We start from the raw sequence: 15864 nt of genomic DNA, 5'->3' as shown, positions 1-15864 counted from the left end.
TTAAATATAGATGGAGGTAAGTTATGAGAAGATTTTGGGTATCTTTATTAACGGTGCTCATATATGGCTTGGCTCAAATGCTACCTGGTTTCATTCTTAGAAGCAATTGGCTCGGTCACATGTCAAAAATAGAAAGCACTCAATTTATGATTTATACTCAAGTTTCTTTATTTATTCTAGCTGCTGTTATTATTATTTTAATCAATTTAAAGGTAAAGAATCCTACTACACTAGAAGCTAGTAAAAAAGAACCTAAAAGATATATTGTGCCATGGGCATTGCTCGGTTTCTGTATCGTTATGATCTACCAAGTGATTGTGGGTTTAATTTTCTTTGCAATTAATGGTAGCCCTCAAAAGAGTCCAAATACAGAACGTTTAATGGTAATCGCAAAACAAATGCCTGTATTCATTATTTTAATTTCTATTGTAGGACCAATATTGGAAGAATTTGTCTTCAGAAAGGTATTTTTCGGAGAAATATATAATGCTATTAAAGGGCCTCGTGTCGTAAGCTTTCTCATTGCTTCGATAGTCAGCTCGCTTATTTTTGCTTTAGCTCATAACGATTTTAAATTCATTCCTATGTACTTTGGTATGGGTATGATATTTTCAATTGCTTATGTATATACTAAGCGGATTGCTGTTCCAATCGGTATTCATATGTTGCAAAATGGTACAGTGGTACTGATGCAAGTGTTTGGTGGCGATGCGTTGAAGAAAGCTCAAGAACAAGCAAACTTTATTCTACATTTTATTTTAAAATAAAGAGCATCTAATCATGTATAATGTTGTGGATCGTACATGATTAGATGCTTTCTTTGTTATTGTTGATTGTTCTTTCTATTATATAAGAACATACCTACTACACCTGCAAATATGACAACAATCACACTACTTAGTGTAATGAGGGTGCGATTAAATTTCTTCTTATTTTTATAGTCATCCGTTTGTTCTTCATCATTGGTTGTGATTTGATCTTCGCTGTGATTTTTAAAGGCACTATGATTTGAATCCTCTTTATCAGTAGGTTTTTTCAAATCTGGCATTGAACCGATTTCGCCAGTGATAAGTGCTAAAACTTGCTCATCTAGATTTTCATAATATTTACTAGCATTTAATGGATTAAAATATTGGAATCTAAAATAGTTAGACCCTTTTTGTAAAGAATTTAAATACTCATTCCCACTAAAATTTTGTTTTCTAAATAAACTGTAAATATCACTATCAGTAATTTCCCCATTTTCAGTGTTTAAATTTCTCACTTGGTTAATTAAAAATGGATTGTATTTATACGCACCACTCGCTAAATTTTTAAAACGGTTCAGAATAGAGTTGTCGTCAGTTTTTTCATTACTAGTATTATAATGATTGTGATTTACGGCTGAACCTGATCTATTCCAAATAAATTGATTACGATCATAGTGCTGCGATTGATGATTCGATTGTGGATAGTCTGAACTATTGTTTGTGTTCGGGTTTCTTTTATATGGAGGGCCACTATCATTATTACTATTATGGCTTCCATAGTTTCCATTCCCTGGACTATCCGTTCCTCCATTATTGTTATCAGATTTAGGTGGTTGATTTGGATTATTCTGGTGAGACCCATGTGAGTTACCTGATGAACCATGATTGGAATGACCATTATTGTTGTTACCATCCGAACCGTTTGAACCATGGTTATTATTTCCATGAGATCCTGAATCACCACCACCTGGATGATGCCCGCCACTATCTGATGAGTGGTCATGATCTGAACCGTGATTGGAGTCGGAGCCGCTATCTGAATCGGAATCGCTGTCGGAATCCGAACCTTGATCTGAGTCTGAACCATGGTCAGAACCCGAATCGCTATCTGAGTCTGAACCGTGATCTGAGTCCGAACTGTGGTCTGAATCGGAGCCTGAGTCACTATCTGAATCGGAATCACTACCGGAATCGGAACCTTGATCAGAATCGGAGTCACTGTCTGAATCTGAGTCTGAATGACTGTCTGAATCACTATCGGAATTATGATCAGAATCTGCATCGCTATCGGAATCTGAATCGCTGTCAGAATCCAAATCTGAATTTACCTCACTCGTTGTATTTGCATCAGAATTATCTGCACTTTCATTTTCAGAAGTAGAAACGTCATTTATATTGTTTTGAGGTTTTAGTGTATCATCATTAGAAGATGAATTGACAGAGTCAGTATGATTCAATTCCGTATTAGAATTTGCATGGTTTGCGATTTCATTTTCAGCTGCGTGAGCTTGATGATCTAACATAGACGTACTTAGCATAAAGGCAAAGCCTGTTAATACAAACGAATGCTTTAATTTAATATTTTTCATCACCCAATCACCTCCCCTTTTCTTTTTCTTATCATCCTTAGTATATATAAAATAAAAGACTTTTGCATTTAAATAAGTCTTTTGAAAATGAATATTAATATAGTTGAAACTTCATAGTAATTATTTGTTTACTTTGAAAAGTATAATTATTATAGTGAATATACATCATAAACAAAGGAGTATTTTAAAATGGGCTTTTTAAATAAAAATGAAAAAGAACCAACATTTAGTGAAGCAATTGAAAGTAGAAGAACGATTTATAATTTAGAAAAATCGATTTCTATAAGTGATGAAGAACTTGAAAAAATTATTTCACATGCTGTTAAACACGTACCTTCAGCATTCAACTCACAATCTACGAGAATCGTTTTACTTTTAAATGATAAAAATGAAAAGTTTTGGGAAACAACAAAGTCAATACTGAAAGAAACAATGGGACAAGATAGAAATTTTGAACCAACTCGACAAAAAATTGATAATTTTAAACATTCACATGGCACAATTCTTTATTATGAAGATCAAAGTGTGATTAACGCTTTACAAGATAAAATGCCTAATTTCTATGAGAATTTTGAAATCTGGTCTAATCAAGCAAATGCTATGCATCAATACGCTATATGGACTGCATTGGCTACACAAGGTATTGGCGCTTCTTTACAACACTACAATCCAATCGTGGATGAAGCAACTGCAAGTGAATTCGATATTCCTAAAACTTGGAAATTAATTGCACAAATGCCTTTCGGTGATGTACGTGAAGAAGCTAAAGAAAAAGAAATTAAACCTATCGAAGATCGTTTTATCGTAAAAAAATAATCTTTGAGTTAGCGTCTGTGTAAATCAACCACAGGCGCCTTTTTGCGTTTAATAGATAACTTTAGTATCTTATAGATAAACTCAAATGAGGAGTGAAGAATATGAAAATTCAACTTTTTCAATTTCACGTGGCTTACGGTAATACGGAAGAAAATGAAACTAAAATCACAAATTGGTTTAATGAATACTTAGATGATGATACTGATGTCGTTGTTTTACCTGAAATGTGGAATAACGGTTATGCGTTAGAAGAACTTGAAGATAAATCTGACACTAATTTAAAAAGAAGTTTTCCATTTATATCTCAACTTGCTAAGGAATTTAATGTAGATATTGTCGCTGGATCTGTTTCTAATATTAAAAATGAAAATGTATACAATACGGCATTTTCAGTCAATAAAGACGGCGAATTAATTAATGAATATGACAAAGTACATCTTGTGCCAATGTTAAGAGAACCAGAATTTCTTTCAGATGGAAATATCATGCCTGAGCCTTTCAAATTATCAGACGGAACACTAGCAACTCAAATTATCTGTTATGACTTAAGATTTCCAGAATTATTAAGATATCCTGCTAAAAGCGGTGCTAAAATCGCATTCTATGTAGCTCAATGGCCAAGTGCTAGACTTAATCATTGGCTTTCACTCCTCAAAGCAAGAGCAATTGAAAATGATATGTACGTTGTAGCGGCAAATGGTTGTGGCAATGATGGAAATACTGAATATGCAGGTTACTCTACAGTAATTAACCCTAATGGAGAAATCATACAAGAATTGGGAAATGACGAAGGTATACTTACAACTACAATAGACCTAGAATTAGTGGATAAACAGCGAGAAACTATTCCTGTCTTCAAGAATTTAAAACCTCATTTATACAAATAAAAATAAGCCGTGAGCTTGGGAGGGACTCACGGCTTTGATAACTTATTATTAAGGGAATGTTTTTACAGTTATTTTTTCAATCTATTTTTTGGGGATGTTATTAATTATGAAAAAATTTTAGTGAATTTATCTATTTTATTAATGATAAATTGAATGTTGTTTACGATAGCTTACATGCTAGAAATAATTACCTAATTAAAGGTAGCTAAGAATAATACGTAACACTGAGTCCAAGGAAACTACAGCTTTATAGCAAATGTTGCTCACTTGCTATTCAAGAATTCTGGATTGTTAAGTTGGGATGGCTTAACAATCCATTTCTTAGTCATACTATACGAAGAAAACAAAGTTACAATGAAAAATTCAAAACTTATTTTTTGAATTTTTTAACTGTATCAATGATCCATTTGATTAAATCACTGATTGTAGAAATGATATCTGATGCCATGTCAACTTCACTCCTTCCGACTAAATAATGGATTTGAATGATTAGGGAAAATCATTCAGTTAAGATTAAGCAAATTTTTCAACTATCTTTCCATCACATCTCTGTGATATGAGTCTATTAAAACATGCATTATACATAATGAAACAAATATTTCTTAACTCGCAAAAAAACATACGTAACTGTAAATTTTTTTATGCTAAAATATCACTTAGGAATTAAAAATAACACTTAGGTATATTTATATAACAGTTAGGCATATTTCTTAAAATGAGTTGCACAAAATTGTATAATGAATTATGAGGAGAGTAGTAGATAAGTGAAAATAATTGATGAAAAAATTGAACAATTTGCTAACTACCTACGAAGAAAAAATAATTTAGATTATATACAATTTTTAAAAGTTCGTTTAGGTATGCAAGTTGTTGCAAGTAATATTGAAAAAACAATAGTTGTTTACGGGTTAACATTGATTTTCCACACATTGATTTACACACTTATAACACATTTAAGTTACTTTTTAATAAGAAGTAATGCTCATGGGGCGCACGCAAAGTCTTCTTTATTGTGTCATATACAGAATGTAATTCTTTTTATTTTCTTTCCTGTATTAATAATAAAATTTAGTGTCAGCTATTTATTTTTATTATTATTGGCATCAATTGGTCTTATTATTGTATTTAAATACGCTCCAGCAGCTACTAAAAAGCAACCTATACCTAACAGATTATTAAAGAGAAAAAAAATACTCTCCATTGTTTTATATAGTATCATTACAGTTATTTCATTAATAACTCCAGAGCCAATAAATAGATTAATATTATTTGGCATCTTTTTAGAATCTTTAACATTATTACCTATATTTTTTCCTAAGGAGGATTAATTTATTATGGAAGGATTATTTAATCTATTTTTAAAATTTTTCACTTTAATTTTTGAATTTATCGGATTTGTAGCGGGTGCAAATCCATGTCAACTATATTACGATGAACCTGAAGTACCTAAAGAATTAACAAAGATTTATGAATAAATAATTAGAAAGTGTGTTATGAATGGACGCTTTAAACTATCTTCCATTTGCAGGCGTGCAAACACTATTATTATTTCTTATTATTAAAATTATTTTAGATATCAAATTCAATTTTAAGGATTATTTATTCACTAGCGTGATAATAATCCTTTCTGTTATTATGTTTTATTTTTTTAATAATAAAATTCTGCCTGTATTAGTTATAATCTTATTTTTATTCTTTTATAAAAAAATTAAGTTATATTCCTTTTTAGCAGTCTTAATTAGTAATTTAGTATTATATTTAACTAATTACTTATCAGTAACTTTATTCTTATATACTAGGAAAATTATTAAAAACGATACAATTTCACTAATGATTCATTTCATAGCTTTCGTGATTATTGCAATTTTATTAGCTTATTTTTTAAAATTTCTATTTAAAAAACTTAGAGAATCATACTTATCTCTAAATAAAAATTATATTACCATAATAACTGTAGTTTTATTTTTATCATTTGTTTTCTTTTACATAATCTCTCAAACAGATTTGAGTGCGAGTGATAGTCTTAGTTTATATGCCTTTATCCTGGTTGGTTTAATAATATTTCTAAGTATTCTTATTTTTGTATTATCTTCATTTACCCTTCGTGAAATGAAATATAAACGTAATCTTGAGGAAATTGAAACGTATTACGAATACACTTTGCGAATCGAGAGTATTAATAATGAAATGCGTAAGTTCCGTCATGATTATGTCAATATTCTTTCTACCCTTTCTGAGTTTATTCGTGAAGATGATATGCAAGGGCTTAAGAAGTATTTTAATGAACAAATTGTTCCACTCAAGGATAATATGAAGACACGTTCAATCAAGTTGAATGGGATTGAAAAATTAAAAGTTAGAGAAATTAAAGGGTTAATTACAACTAAAATTCTTCAAGCTCAAGAAAAAGAAATACCTATCAGCATTGAAGTACCTGATGAAATAGATAAAATTGATATGAATACGATTGAATTTAGTCGTATTACAGGCATTATTATAGATAATGCCATTGAGGCATCAGAGGCACTTGAAGATCCACTTATACGAATTGCCTTTATTGATAACGAAGAATCTGTTACATTCATTGTGATGAATAAATGTAGCGATAATACCCCTAAAATTCATGAATTATTTGAAGAAGGCTTTTCTACGAAAGGTGATAACAGAGGTTTAGGCTTATCTACGCTTAAAGAACTGACTGATGAAAACGAAAATGTTTTATTAGATACCGTTATCGAAAATGGTTATTTTGTTCAAAAAGTAGAAATCATCAATACTAAGAACGAAGCATAAGGATGTGATAACAGATGAAGATATTCGTTTGCGAAGACGATCCAAGACAAAGAGAAAATATGGCATCAATTATCAAAAATTATATTATGATTGAAGAAAAACCGATGGAGTTAGCGCTCGCAACTGATGATCCTTATGAGGTTCTTGAGCAATCTAAAGAAATGAATGATATTGGTTGTTATTTTTTAGATATTCAATTAGAAGCTGATATGAATGGCATCAAATTAGGTAGTGAAATCCGTAAACATGATCCTGTAGGCAATATTATCTTTGTTACAAGTCATAGTGAACTCACTTATTTAACTTTCGTTTATAAAGTGGCTGCTATGGATTTTATTTTCAAAGATGACCCTTCAGAGCTAAAGACAAGAATTATTGATTGTCTTGAAACGGCACATACACGACTTAAATTATTATCTAAAGAGAGTAATGTTGAAACAATTGAATTAAAACGTGGTAGTAATTCAGTTTATGTTCAATATGATGATATTATGTTCTTTGAATCATCTACAAAGTCACACCGACTCATTGCGCATTTAGATAATCGCCAAATTGAGTTTTATGGTAATTTGAAAGAATTAGCGCAACTCGATGATCGCTTCTTTAGATGTCACAATAGTTTTGTTGTTAATCGGCATAATATTGAATCCATTGATTCTAAAGAGCGTATGGTTTACTTTAAAAATGGCGAAAATTGTTTCGCGTCCGTACGTAATGTCAAAAAAATCTAATACACACATAATGAAACCCAGCTTTCTCATCTCCATCAGTTGCGAAAGCTGGGTTTCTTCATTGTAATCGAATTATTTCTTTAATTCGTATTTCGTAAATTGTAAATAAACTTGTCCTGATTCTGTGGATGCTTTGATACCTGTCGCATTTTCACTTGGGAAAATTCTTGAAGTTAACACACGTTCCCCATCATTACAGAATATTTCAATACTTGAAGTATCGACAAAGATGTGTAATTGATTGAGAGGTGTATCTAACCTAGTTGTGCGTGTTGTCCCGGCTACATTTGTTGGCAATAAACCACTATCAGAACGATCAAGCGTAATAGTATTTTCACGTTGATTATAAATAATAAGTGTGGATTCATTTCTTGAACTTCTTAATTCGAAATATACTTCTGTTGCATCATTCTCCAAAATATCAATAATCATTTCATATTGCTTTCCTTCGTAAGGATGCAATTTGCGATTAAATTTATTTGCATAGCCCAAAGCAGTTTCTTTATTCGTTCTTAAAGTTTCTAACGCCTTGAGTGGACGTTGCTTTAATTTACCATTTTCTATTGTGAGTTCTCGAGGAATTGTTAAACAATGCGCCCATCCTTCAGAATCAGTTGGATAATCAATGTCTGGTAGTCCCATCCAACCAATTAATATGCGTTTTCCATGTTTATCCACAAAAGTTTGCGGTGCATAGAAATCAAATCCTCTATCTAATTCTTGAAACGCTTGATGGTCAAATGTCATATTTTCAATATCTAAATTCCCTATCATATAACCTGATTGATAAATATTTCGATACTTTTCACCTTCCGCTTCAACCCCTTGTGGGCAGAAAAGTATAACATCATGACCGTCTAACTCGAAATAATCTGGACATTCCCACATATATCCGAATTGACTTAAATCTGTTTGAATCTCACCTAAGAATGTCCAATTCACAACATCTTCACTACGATATAAGACCAATCGACCTTGTTCATTATTGGTTTGGGCGCCTAATATCGCATATAGTTTATCGTCCTTTTCAAATACTTTAGGATCTCTGAAATGACTTGTGTAACCCTCTGGTTGACCATGAATAACCGGCTTAGGAAATTTCTCTACGGTACCGTCTTCTTTAAGTCGGGCAATCATTTGACTAGATACACGATTCCAATGATGGTCGCGATGATTACCAGTATACATATAATAGAGATGACCATTATATTCGAAGGCACTACCGCTATACACACCGTGACTGTCATATTTCGTATCCGGCTCTAGTATAGGCCCTTGAGATTCAAAGTGTACCAAATCATCACTGGTATAATTAAACCAATATTTAAGTCCATGTACTGCTCCTAATGGGAACCACTGATGTGATATGTAATAACGCCCATCATAATAGATAAGGCCGTTAGGATCATTTAGCAATCCTGTTTCAGGCTGAATATGATATGTCTGTCTGTATGGAGAAGCATCGACTCGTTTTTTTAGTTCCATAAACGTCTCTGTATCAACATCTTCTATACGTTGATAACGTGCTTCACGTGTCCATTCCGCCATGTTTTCACTCCTACTCTCAACTCATTTTGCTTTCTTCTTAACTTTAATATTTTAACATATGAGCTACGTATATAGATGTAGATTTTTAGTTTTAATCATGAGAATTTTATGGAAAATGAATCGACATTCAAAAATCTGGAAACGATACGTTTAAATACATCTACGCACTTAGCGATATCGGAAATATTTTTCAAAAGAAAACTCACCTATCATGTATGTATTAACTTGAACATATTTCATCACATATAACCACTTTAAATAATTGAATAAATTAGTTGAGTGATAGTTCAAATGATATCGACATGATAAGTGAGTGAGATTAACTTTCTATATGTTGGACTAGAATTTCATACGACGATTAAATTTATTTAATTCACCATAGAAGTAGGCTTTTTCACCATGAACAATTGCATCGAGTCCAGTTTTGTCTTCTTCTTCAGTAGTTGCTAATGGTGTAAATGACTTAATTATTCTAGCAATCATGTATGTAACAATTGCACTGAATACCACAGTGGCAAGCGCTGCTGCTAATTGTATTAAAATAACTTTGAAATCGCCTGTGTATATGAGACCATTTTCCACGGCATCATTTACCTTGTGAGACTGAAAGACACCTGTAAGTACTGCACCAAGCACACCTCCAACGCCATGAATACCAAACGCATCGAGCGCATCGTTATATTGTAATTTCACTTTAATTAAATTGATAACAACGTAGCATCCGATACCACCAATTACAGCGATAATGACTGCACTAAGATAATTGACATAACCTGCAGCTGGAGTAATGGCTACAAGCCCAGAAAGTGCACCAGATAAAAGGCCTAATAGACTTGTTGTCTTTTTCAAAGCATATTCTAAAATCAACCAGCCAAATGCACCGGCACTTGCAGCGATGACAGTATTGACAAACGATACCATCGCGATTTGATCAAATGTGAACGCACTGCCGACATTGAATCCGTACCAACCTAACCAAACTAAAATACCTCCAATTAGCGTAATGAGTAAATTATGAGGCGTATGCTTTTCTTGTTTCTTTCCTACCCCAATCATAATCCCTAAAATTAAACCAGACACACCTGAGGTAATATGTACAACTGTTCCACCAGCGTAATCGATGGCACCAAGTTTACTAATCCAGCCTCCACCCCATACCCAGTGTGCAACTGGACTATAAATAAATACTACCCATAAACCAACAAAAATAAGATAAGGGATAAATCTCATTTTTTCAGCTATAGAACCTGATAAAATCGAAACCGCGATAGTACAAAACATCATTTGGAATAACATGAAAAGTGCGAGAGGGACATGTGGACTAATAGTTTTAGAAATTGCAAAACCGACGTGATTTAAACCTAGAAATTTAAAACCACCAAGCCAGTCGTTACCTTGGTCAAAACTAATTGAAAAACCAATAATCATCCATGTGAATGTGACAATAACAATTGCTGCCATACTTTGCATAACTGTATTTAATGCATTCTTCGATTGGACAAGTCCTCCATAAAATAAACTAAGACCTGGAGTCATTAACCAAACTAATAATGTACATAAAAATAGGAAAATTGTATCATCCATATTCATTCTTACCACTTCCTTTATCAACATCATAATGAGTGATTGATGGAAGCGCAAAAATCGGTAAGGTAATATTACACGTGGCGTAAGTTTATTTAACATTCTAACTGATATAATTGTATTGAAACGATACAAAAAAGCTAGCGAAATCACACGATTCCGCTAGCCTCACTTCATATATGATTTAAGCTTTCTGAACAGTGATTGTCCATGAAGCATCATCTAATTGTTCATAATTCGTTACTGGGTAGCCATTTTCAGCCGCCCAATTAGGCAAAGCTTCAGTAGCTTGTGTACAGTCAAAGTCTATTTTTAATTCATCGCCTTGATTTAATTCTTGCATTTTCTTTTGTGCTTCTATAAGTGGGAATGGACATACCATACCTACTGTACCTAATTCATGTACCATAGAATAACCTCCTTATGTCGTTTGAGTACGTTGACTTACTGTATTATTTTGAGATTTATTATTTGTCGTTTGTTGCAACCTTTTCATAGGTTTAACGAAAATAAAGTAACTCATAAACCATACTCCAATAATCATTGATCCTAAGCCTATCCATCCTTGCCAACTCATTGTGGCAGTTTCTACAAGGCCGTTACCGATTGAACAACCTCCAGCTACAGATGCACCAAACCCCATCAGTATTCCACCGAAGGCACTATTACGAATGGTCTTTTTATCTGGAAGGCGCCATTTAAATTCTTTTGAACCTCTTGCGGCGATATAAGAACCTACAAAGATACCAAGTACTAAAAGTACGCCCCAATCGATAAATTTAGAATTACCTGAGACTAAAAAGTTTATTAAATTAGCAGATGGTGTCGTAATCCCAAGTCCATAAGGACGACCAGTGGATTCGCTCATTGGCCATGCAAGTAGTGCGATTAAACCTACAACAATGCCTGCAACAAATGGATGGTATCTTCTTTCGAATAAATAATGTCGAATACCCGTATGCTTTTGCTTTAATTTAGGCACCATTACCTTAGGTTTACGTATAGTTCTTACAACTAAAGTGATTGTAATCACTGTTAAAATTAAAACAAGTACCCAGTTCGGAATGCCTGTTGAATGACTTACACTCGCATTCACGTTAGTAGGTCGATTGATTACATTCATCAATGGAAGTAATACACCCGTTTTTGTAATTGCAGAAGTCACTGCGTATAAGATGAGGGCAACCCAACTACCTATGAGTCCTTCACCAGCACGATACCACGTTCCAGTGGCACATCCACCTGCGAGTACTATACCTATGCCGAAGATAAACGAACCTATAATGGTTCCAACTACAGGAAATGTATGAGTCGGCACTTTAATAGCTCCAAAGCTTGTCAATATGAGTAGCCCTATACTCTGAACTGTGATTGCTACCAGTAAGGCATAGAACATTTTATTACTTTTTTGAACATACATATCTCTGAACCCGCCTGCGAGACAGAATCTTGTACGTTGCATTACAAATCCTAGTAACACACCGACGATGAGTCCACTAATTATCATCCAAGTCATTTAATCACCTATTTCCGATATAAATAATAAGGTATTATAATGGAAATTTTCAATTTTTGCAAACTTATCATTTTTTGACTTTTAAAATTAGAGCCCATACAGATTAAATAACTTTATTTTCAATAAACTTCAAAAATATATGCACTAAATCCCGAGGGAGAAATGCCAGTCGAAGACTACAGACGGAGACGGCACCCTAGGGAAGCATACGCATATAATTTGAATTACTAATTTTTCTCGGATTATCAATGGTTTTTACTATATTTTTAGAAATTAATTTATTTTCAATACTACATTGATTGCTTTTAAATCCTCTTTTGAAAAATGTCTAAACTTATACCACTCATGGTCATTGTAATAAATGAATAATTTACCACCTAACAAGCCTTTAGATTGCTTATATCGAACAACTTTGTCAGTATCAAACTGCAAGTCAAATGGTGTATGATCTTTGCCATAAGCTTTAAATATTATTGTATGATCATCTAATATTAATTTTCCTGGAACAGTTAACATTTGAGGTATGTGTGCTTTATAACTACAATTTGCTTCAACTCTCATTTTTGCGTGCACCCCTTTGTATGATTATGTATACTATATCATTTTTTTCATAACAAAAAAGCACCCTTTAACGGATGCTTATCAATGTATTAATTGCCATTACTGTAATTTTTCATAAAGAATAATAATGATTGTAGTTCAATACCTAAATCGATGTGATGAACTTGTACATGTTGTGGTGTCTTGATTCGACTTGGAGTGAAGTTAAGTATCCCTTTGACGCCCGCTTCTACAAGTTGATCAGTAACTTGTTGTGCTACATTTTCAGGCGTAGTTAAAATAACGACATCGATTTCTTCAGCTGCTAATCTAGATTGAATCTCATTATTATGTTTAACTACAACTTTACCAACTTGTTCTCCAATTACATCTTCATTAATATCAAACGCTTCAGTAATTGTCATTTCATCATGAATTGAGAAATTATACGTAAGTAATGCACGGCCTAAGTTACCTACGCCTACAATCGCAATTTTGATTTCGTCACTTTCACTAATCTCTGATTTAAAAAACTCAAGCATACTATCAACGTTATAACCATAACCCTTTTTACCCAATTCGCCAAAATATGAAAAATCACGACGTATTGTTGCTGAATCTATTTGTAAAGCTTCACTAATTGCTTTGGAATTCACACGGTCAATACCCTTAGATTTTAATGTACTTACAAATCTATAGTACAAAGGTAAACGCTTTAATGTAGCACGAGGAATTTTAGTGTGTTCTGGCATATCATAGGTCCCCCTTAAAGTTTGAATGAAATATATTTATGTATTCAAACATTTTAACGTGCAAGTTGTAAGGCGTTTAAATATACAAATAATTGCCTACAATGAATACTTAAATATTATACATTATTGATTTTTAAAAATAAATATCCCAGTTTCATGTGATGCGGGAATGCTGTAAAATAAAGATAATTGAGTTAATTATAAGCTTAATCATAAGGTCTCTTTAGGCAAGCGAATTTTATTTTGGAGAATAATAAAGTTTAACAATTAAAAATTCGCACAAAATTAAAAAATTTGAAATCTTATTGTTTATGTATAGTCTATAACTATTTAATTGAATTAGAAAGGTGAGAATCGAATGATACTTTTACAACTTAATGACATCTCTAAATCGTTCGATGGTGAAGATATATTTACTGATGTAGACTTTGAAGTTAAAACCGGTGAGAGAATCGGTGTTGTTGGTAGAAATGGTGCTGGAAAGTCTACACTTATGAAGATTATCGCTGGCGTAGAAAGTTATGATAGTGGTCACATTTCTAAGATAAAGAATTTAAAATTAGGTTATCTTACCCAACAAATGACACTTAATTCAACGGCTACCGTTTTCGAAGAGATGTCAAAACCATTTGAACATATCAAAAATATGGAAAGTCTAATTAAGGAAGAAACTGATTGGCTTGCACAACATACACATGAATACGAATCAGAAACATATCAAGAACATATGGAACGTTATGAATCGCTAACGAATCGTTTTGAACAACTGGAAGGTTATCAATATGAAAGTAAAATTAAAACCGTACTTCATGGCCTAAACTTTACTGAGAATGATTTTGATAAACCTATTAATGATTTTAGTGGTGGTCAAAAAACACGCCTCTCGCTTGCACAAATGTTGTTAAACGAGCCTGACCTACTCTTACTTGATGAACCAACCAACCATTTAGATTTAGAAACTACAAAATGGTTAGAGGACTACTTAAAATATTTTAAAGGTGCCATCGTAATTATCAGTCATGATAGATATTTCTTAGATAAAATCGTCACTCAAATTTATGACGTCGCACTTGGAGATGTGAAACGTTATGTAGGTAATTATGAACAATTTATTGAACAACGCGATCAATATTATGAAAAGCGTATGCAAGAATACGAAAAACAACAAAAAGAAATTAAGCGTTTAGAAACATTCGTAGAGAAAAATATTACCCGCGCATCTACCAGTGGTATGGCAAAGAGTCGTCGCAAAACATTAGAAAAAATGGAACGCATAGATAAACCAATGATTGATGCAAGAAGTGCGAATATACAATTTGGTTTTGAAAGAAATACCGGAAATGATGTCATGCACATCAAAAATTTAAAAATTGGTTATGACGCTCCTATTACTGAACCCATTAATATTGAAGTTTCTAAAGGCGATCATATAGCTGTGATTGGTCCTAATGGTGTTGGAAAGACTACGCTAATTAAAACAATTGCCCAAAAACAAGACAATCTTGGCGGTAGCATCACCTTTGGTGCAAATCTTCAAATTGGTTATTATGATCAGAAACAAGCAGAATTTAAATCGAATAAAACAATTTTAGATTATGTATGGGATCAATATCCTACGATGAATGAAAAAGATGTACGAGCTGTACTAGGTCGCTTCTTATTTGTTCAAGAAGATGTGAAGAAAATTATTAATGACTTATCCGGTGGCGAAAAAGCACGTTTGCAGTTAGCTTTATTAATGCTACAAAGAGATAATGTCTTAATTCTCGACGAACCGACCAACCACTTAGATATCGATTCTAAAGAAATGCTAGAACAAGCATTAAAACATTTTGAAGGAACAATTATCTTCGTCTCACATGATCGATATTTTATTAATCAACTTGCAAATAAAGTATTTGACCTCAATTATCAAGGTGGACAAATGTATCTCGGTGATTATCAATATTACATTGAAAAAACTGAAGAAGCTGCTGCATTAAAGGCACAACAAGAGTTAAAAAATGATGCTGAAAATGTGAAAAATAATAGCACAACAAAGCCTTCATCATATATGAACCAAAAGCAACAAAAACGAGATCAAAGAAAAATAGAACGTCAAATTGAACAATGCGAAGCTAAAATTGAAGCGTTTGAAACACATATTTCTTATATTGAAGAACAATTGACGCAACCGGAAGTATTTAATGATCCTATTAAAGCTGCTGAATTAGCTGAAGAAAAAAATGAAACCGAACAAAAATTAGAACAAGTAATGTTTGAATGGGAAGAATTACAAGAAAAATTATAAATCACTAATATCATCGAAGGCACTGAGAAGTAGAATTTCTTACTTTTTAGTGTCTTTTAGTATGTTATT

Annotated in this window: 16 protein-coding genes; 8 read left to right on the top strand and 8 right to left on the bottom strand. The window is 32.7% G+C overall.

Going from position 1 to position 15864, the window contains the following annotated elements:
- Positions 1-23 precede the first annotated feature (23 nt).
- Positions 24-767, top strand: a complete 744-nt coding sequence (gene mroQ, locus HMPREF3264_RS10870) for an intramembrane glutamic endopeptidase MroQ (RefSeq protein ID WP_002445337.1) — start codon at positions 24-26, stop codon at positions 765-767.
- A gap of 56 nt (positions 768-823) precedes the next feature.
- Here the strand turns inward: mroQ and HMPREF3264_RS10865 are convergent, their stop codons facing one another.
- On the bottom strand, positions 824-2338 hold the full coding sequence (locus tag HMPREF3264_RS10865; RefSeq protein ID WP_070873371.1) for an SdrH family protein: 1515 nt from the start codon (positions 2336-2338) through the stop codon (positions 824-826).
- A 189-nt stretch (positions 2339-2527) separates the two neighbouring features.
- Here HMPREF3264_RS10865 and HMPREF3264_RS10860 point away from each other — a divergent pair, with 189 nt between their 5' ends.
- On the top strand, positions 2528-3154 hold the full coding sequence (locus HMPREF3264_RS10860) for a nitroreductase family protein (RefSeq protein ID WP_070873324.1): 627 nt from the start codon (positions 2528-2530) through the stop codon (positions 3152-3154).
- Positions 3155-3255: 101 nt separating this feature from the next.
- Positions 3256-4041: a carbon-nitrogen family hydrolase gene (locus HMPREF3264_RS10855; RefSeq protein ID WP_070873323.1), complete on the top strand. Its 786-nt coding sequence runs from the start codon at positions 3256-3258 to the stop codon at positions 4039-4041.
- A gap of 370 nt (positions 4042-4411) precedes the next feature.
- Here HMPREF3264_RS10855 and HMPREF3264_RS12500 read toward each other — a convergent pair whose 3' ends face one another.
- Positions 4412-4489: a delta-lysin family phenol-soluble modulin gene (locus tag HMPREF3264_RS12500; protein ID WP_080981464.1), complete on the bottom strand. Its 78-nt coding sequence runs from the start codon at positions 4487-4489 to the stop codon at positions 4412-4414.
- 316 nt (positions 4490-4805) lie between these two features.
- Between HMPREF3264_RS12500 and HMPREF3264_RS10850 the strand changes: the two genes are divergently transcribed.
- From HMPREF3264_RS10850 to agrA, 4 genes are read left to right on the top strand one after another with little or no spacing between them, the layout of a single operon-like run.
- Positions 4806-5369: an accessory gene regulator AgrB gene (locus tag HMPREF3264_RS10850; RefSeq protein ID WP_070873322.1), complete on the top strand. Its 564-nt coding sequence runs from the start codon at positions 4806-4808 to the stop codon at positions 5367-5369.
- A 6-nt stretch (positions 5370-5375) separates the two neighbouring features.
- Entirely contained in the window at positions 5376-5516 is a 141-nt protein-coding gene (gene agrD / locus HMPREF3264_RS10845; protein ID WP_070873321.1) for a cyclic lactone autoinducer peptide AgrD, read from the top strand.
- A 22-nt stretch (positions 5517-5538) separates the two neighbouring features.
- Positions 5539-6834, top strand: a complete 1296-nt coding sequence (gene agrC / locus HMPREF3264_RS10840) for a quorum-sensing sensor histidine kinase AgrC (protein ID WP_070873320.1) — start codon at positions 5539-5541, stop codon at positions 6832-6834.
- Between the two features lie 14 nt (positions 6835-6848).
- The gene (agrA, locus tag HMPREF3264_RS10835) at positions 6849-7565 is read left to right on the top strand and encodes a quorum-sensing response regulator AgrA (protein WP_002445329.1); all 717 of its coding nucleotides are present in this window, start codon (positions 6849-6851) and stop codon (positions 7563-7565) included.
- A gap of 72 nt (positions 7566-7637) precedes the next feature.
- On the opposite strand, the gene HMPREF3264_RS10830 is transcribed toward agrA, so the two are convergent.
- From HMPREF3264_RS10830 to HMPREF3264_RS10805, 6 genes are all read right to left on the bottom strand, one after another.
- On the bottom strand, positions 7638-9113 hold the full coding sequence (locus HMPREF3264_RS10830) for a sucrose-6-phosphate hydrolase (RefSeq protein ID WP_070873319.1): 1476 nt from the start codon (positions 9111-9113) through the stop codon (positions 7638-7640).
- A 339-nt stretch (positions 9114-9452) separates the two neighbouring features.
- Positions 9453-10703, bottom strand: a complete 1251-nt coding sequence (locus HMPREF3264_RS10825; RefSeq protein ID WP_044466874.1) for an ammonium transporter — start codon at positions 10701-10703, stop codon at positions 9453-9455.
- Positions 10704-10881: 178 nt separating this feature from the next.
- On the bottom strand, positions 10882-11106 hold the full coding sequence (locus HMPREF3264_RS10820; protein WP_002445323.1) for a sulfurtransferase TusA family protein: 225 nt from the start codon (positions 11104-11106) through the stop codon (positions 10882-10884).
- A 12-nt stretch (positions 11107-11118) separates the two neighbouring features.
- Entirely contained in the window at positions 11119-12213 is a 1095-nt protein-coding gene (locus HMPREF3264_RS10815; protein ID WP_070873318.1) for a YeeE/YedE family protein, read from the bottom strand.
- Positions 12214-12486: 273 nt separating this feature from the next.
- Entirely contained in the window at positions 12487-12774 is a 288-nt protein-coding gene (locus HMPREF3264_RS10810; RefSeq protein WP_070873317.1) for a hypothetical protein, read from the bottom strand.
- An 89-nt stretch (positions 12775-12863) separates the two neighbouring features.
- Positions 12864-13505 (bottom strand): redox-sensing transcriptional repressor Rex, encoded by a 642-nt coding sequence (locus tag HMPREF3264_RS10805; RefSeq protein ID WP_070873316.1) that lies wholly within the window; start codon positions 13503-13505, stop codon positions 12864-12866.
- A 358-nt stretch (positions 13506-13863) separates the two neighbouring features.
- Between HMPREF3264_RS10805 and HMPREF3264_RS10800 the strand changes: the two genes are divergently transcribed.
- Complete coding sequence (locus HMPREF3264_RS10800; RefSeq protein WP_070873315.1) at positions 13864-15795, top strand: ABC-F family ATP-binding cassette domain-containing protein; 1932 nt, start codon at positions 13864-13866, stop codon at positions 15793-15795.
- Positions 15796-15864: the final 69 nt, after the last annotated feature.

This window comes from Staphylococcus sp. HMSC62A08 (assembly GCF_001839105.1).
GTDB classification, from domain to species: Bacteria; Bacillota; Bacilli; order Staphylococcales; family Staphylococcaceae; genus Staphylococcus; species Staphylococcus caprae.
Note: the sequence above shows the minus strand (reverse complement) of the source record. Positions and strands in the feature narration are given on the sequence as shown.

Bases quoted from the DNA above. Each gene is read 5' to 3' on its own strand.
- HMPREF3264_RS10820 (WP_002445323.1), bottom strand. From the start codon at position 11,106: ATGGTACATGAATTAGGTACAGTAGGTATGGTATGTCCATTCCCACTT.
- HMPREF3264_RS10800 (WP_070873315.1), top strand. From the start codon at position 13,864: ATGATACTTTTACAACTTAATGACATCTCTAAATCGTTCGATGGTGAA.
- HMPREF3264_RS12500 (WP_080981464.1), bottom strand. From the start codon at position 4,489: ATGGCATCAGATATCATTTCTACAATCAGTGATTTAATCAAATGGATC.
- HMPREF3264_RS10830 (WP_070873319.1), bottom strand. From the start codon at position 9,113: ATGGCGGAATGGACACGTGAAGCACGTTATCAACGTATAGAAGATGTT.
- HMPREF3264_RS10860 (WP_070873324.1), top strand. From the start codon at position 2,528: ATGGGCTTTTTAAATAAAAATGAAAAAGAACCAACATTTAGTGAAGCA.
- agrA (WP_002445329.1), top strand. From the start codon at position 6,849: ATGAAGATATTCGTTTGCGAAGACGATCCAAGACAAAGAGAAAATATG.
- agrD (WP_070873321.1), top strand. From the start codon at position 5,376: ATGGAAGGATTATTTAATCTATTTTTAAAATTTTTCACTTTAATTTTT.
- HMPREF3264_RS10855 (WP_070873323.1), top strand. From the start codon at position 3,256: ATGAAAATTCAACTTTTTCAATTTCACGTGGCTTACGGTAATACGGAA.
- mroQ (WP_002445337.1), top strand. From the start codon at position 24: ATGAGAAGATTTTGGGTATCTTTATTAACGGTGCTCATATATGGCTTG.
- HMPREF3264_RS10805 (WP_070873316.1), bottom strand. From the start codon at position 13,505: ATGCCAGAACACACTAAAATTCCTCGTGCTACATTAAAGCGTTTACCT.
- HMPREF3264_RS10810 (WP_070873317.1), bottom strand. From the start codon at position 12,774: ATGAGAGTTGAAGCAAATTGTAGTTATAAAGCACACATACCTCAAATG.
- HMPREF3264_RS10825 (WP_044466874.1), bottom strand. From the start codon at position 10,703: ATGAATATGGATGATACAATTTTCCTATTTTTATGTACATTATTAGTT.
- HMPREF3264_RS10815 (WP_070873318.1), bottom strand. From the start codon at position 12,213: ATGACTTGGATGATAATTAGTGGACTCATCGTCGGTGTGTTACTAGGA.
- HMPREF3264_RS10865 (WP_070873371.1), bottom strand. From the start codon at position 2,338: ATGAAAAATATTAAATTAAAGCATTCGTTTGTATTAACAGGCTTTGCC.
- agrC (WP_070873320.1), top strand. From the start codon at position 5,539: ATGGACGCTTTAAACTATCTTCCATTTGCAGGCGTGCAAACACTATTA.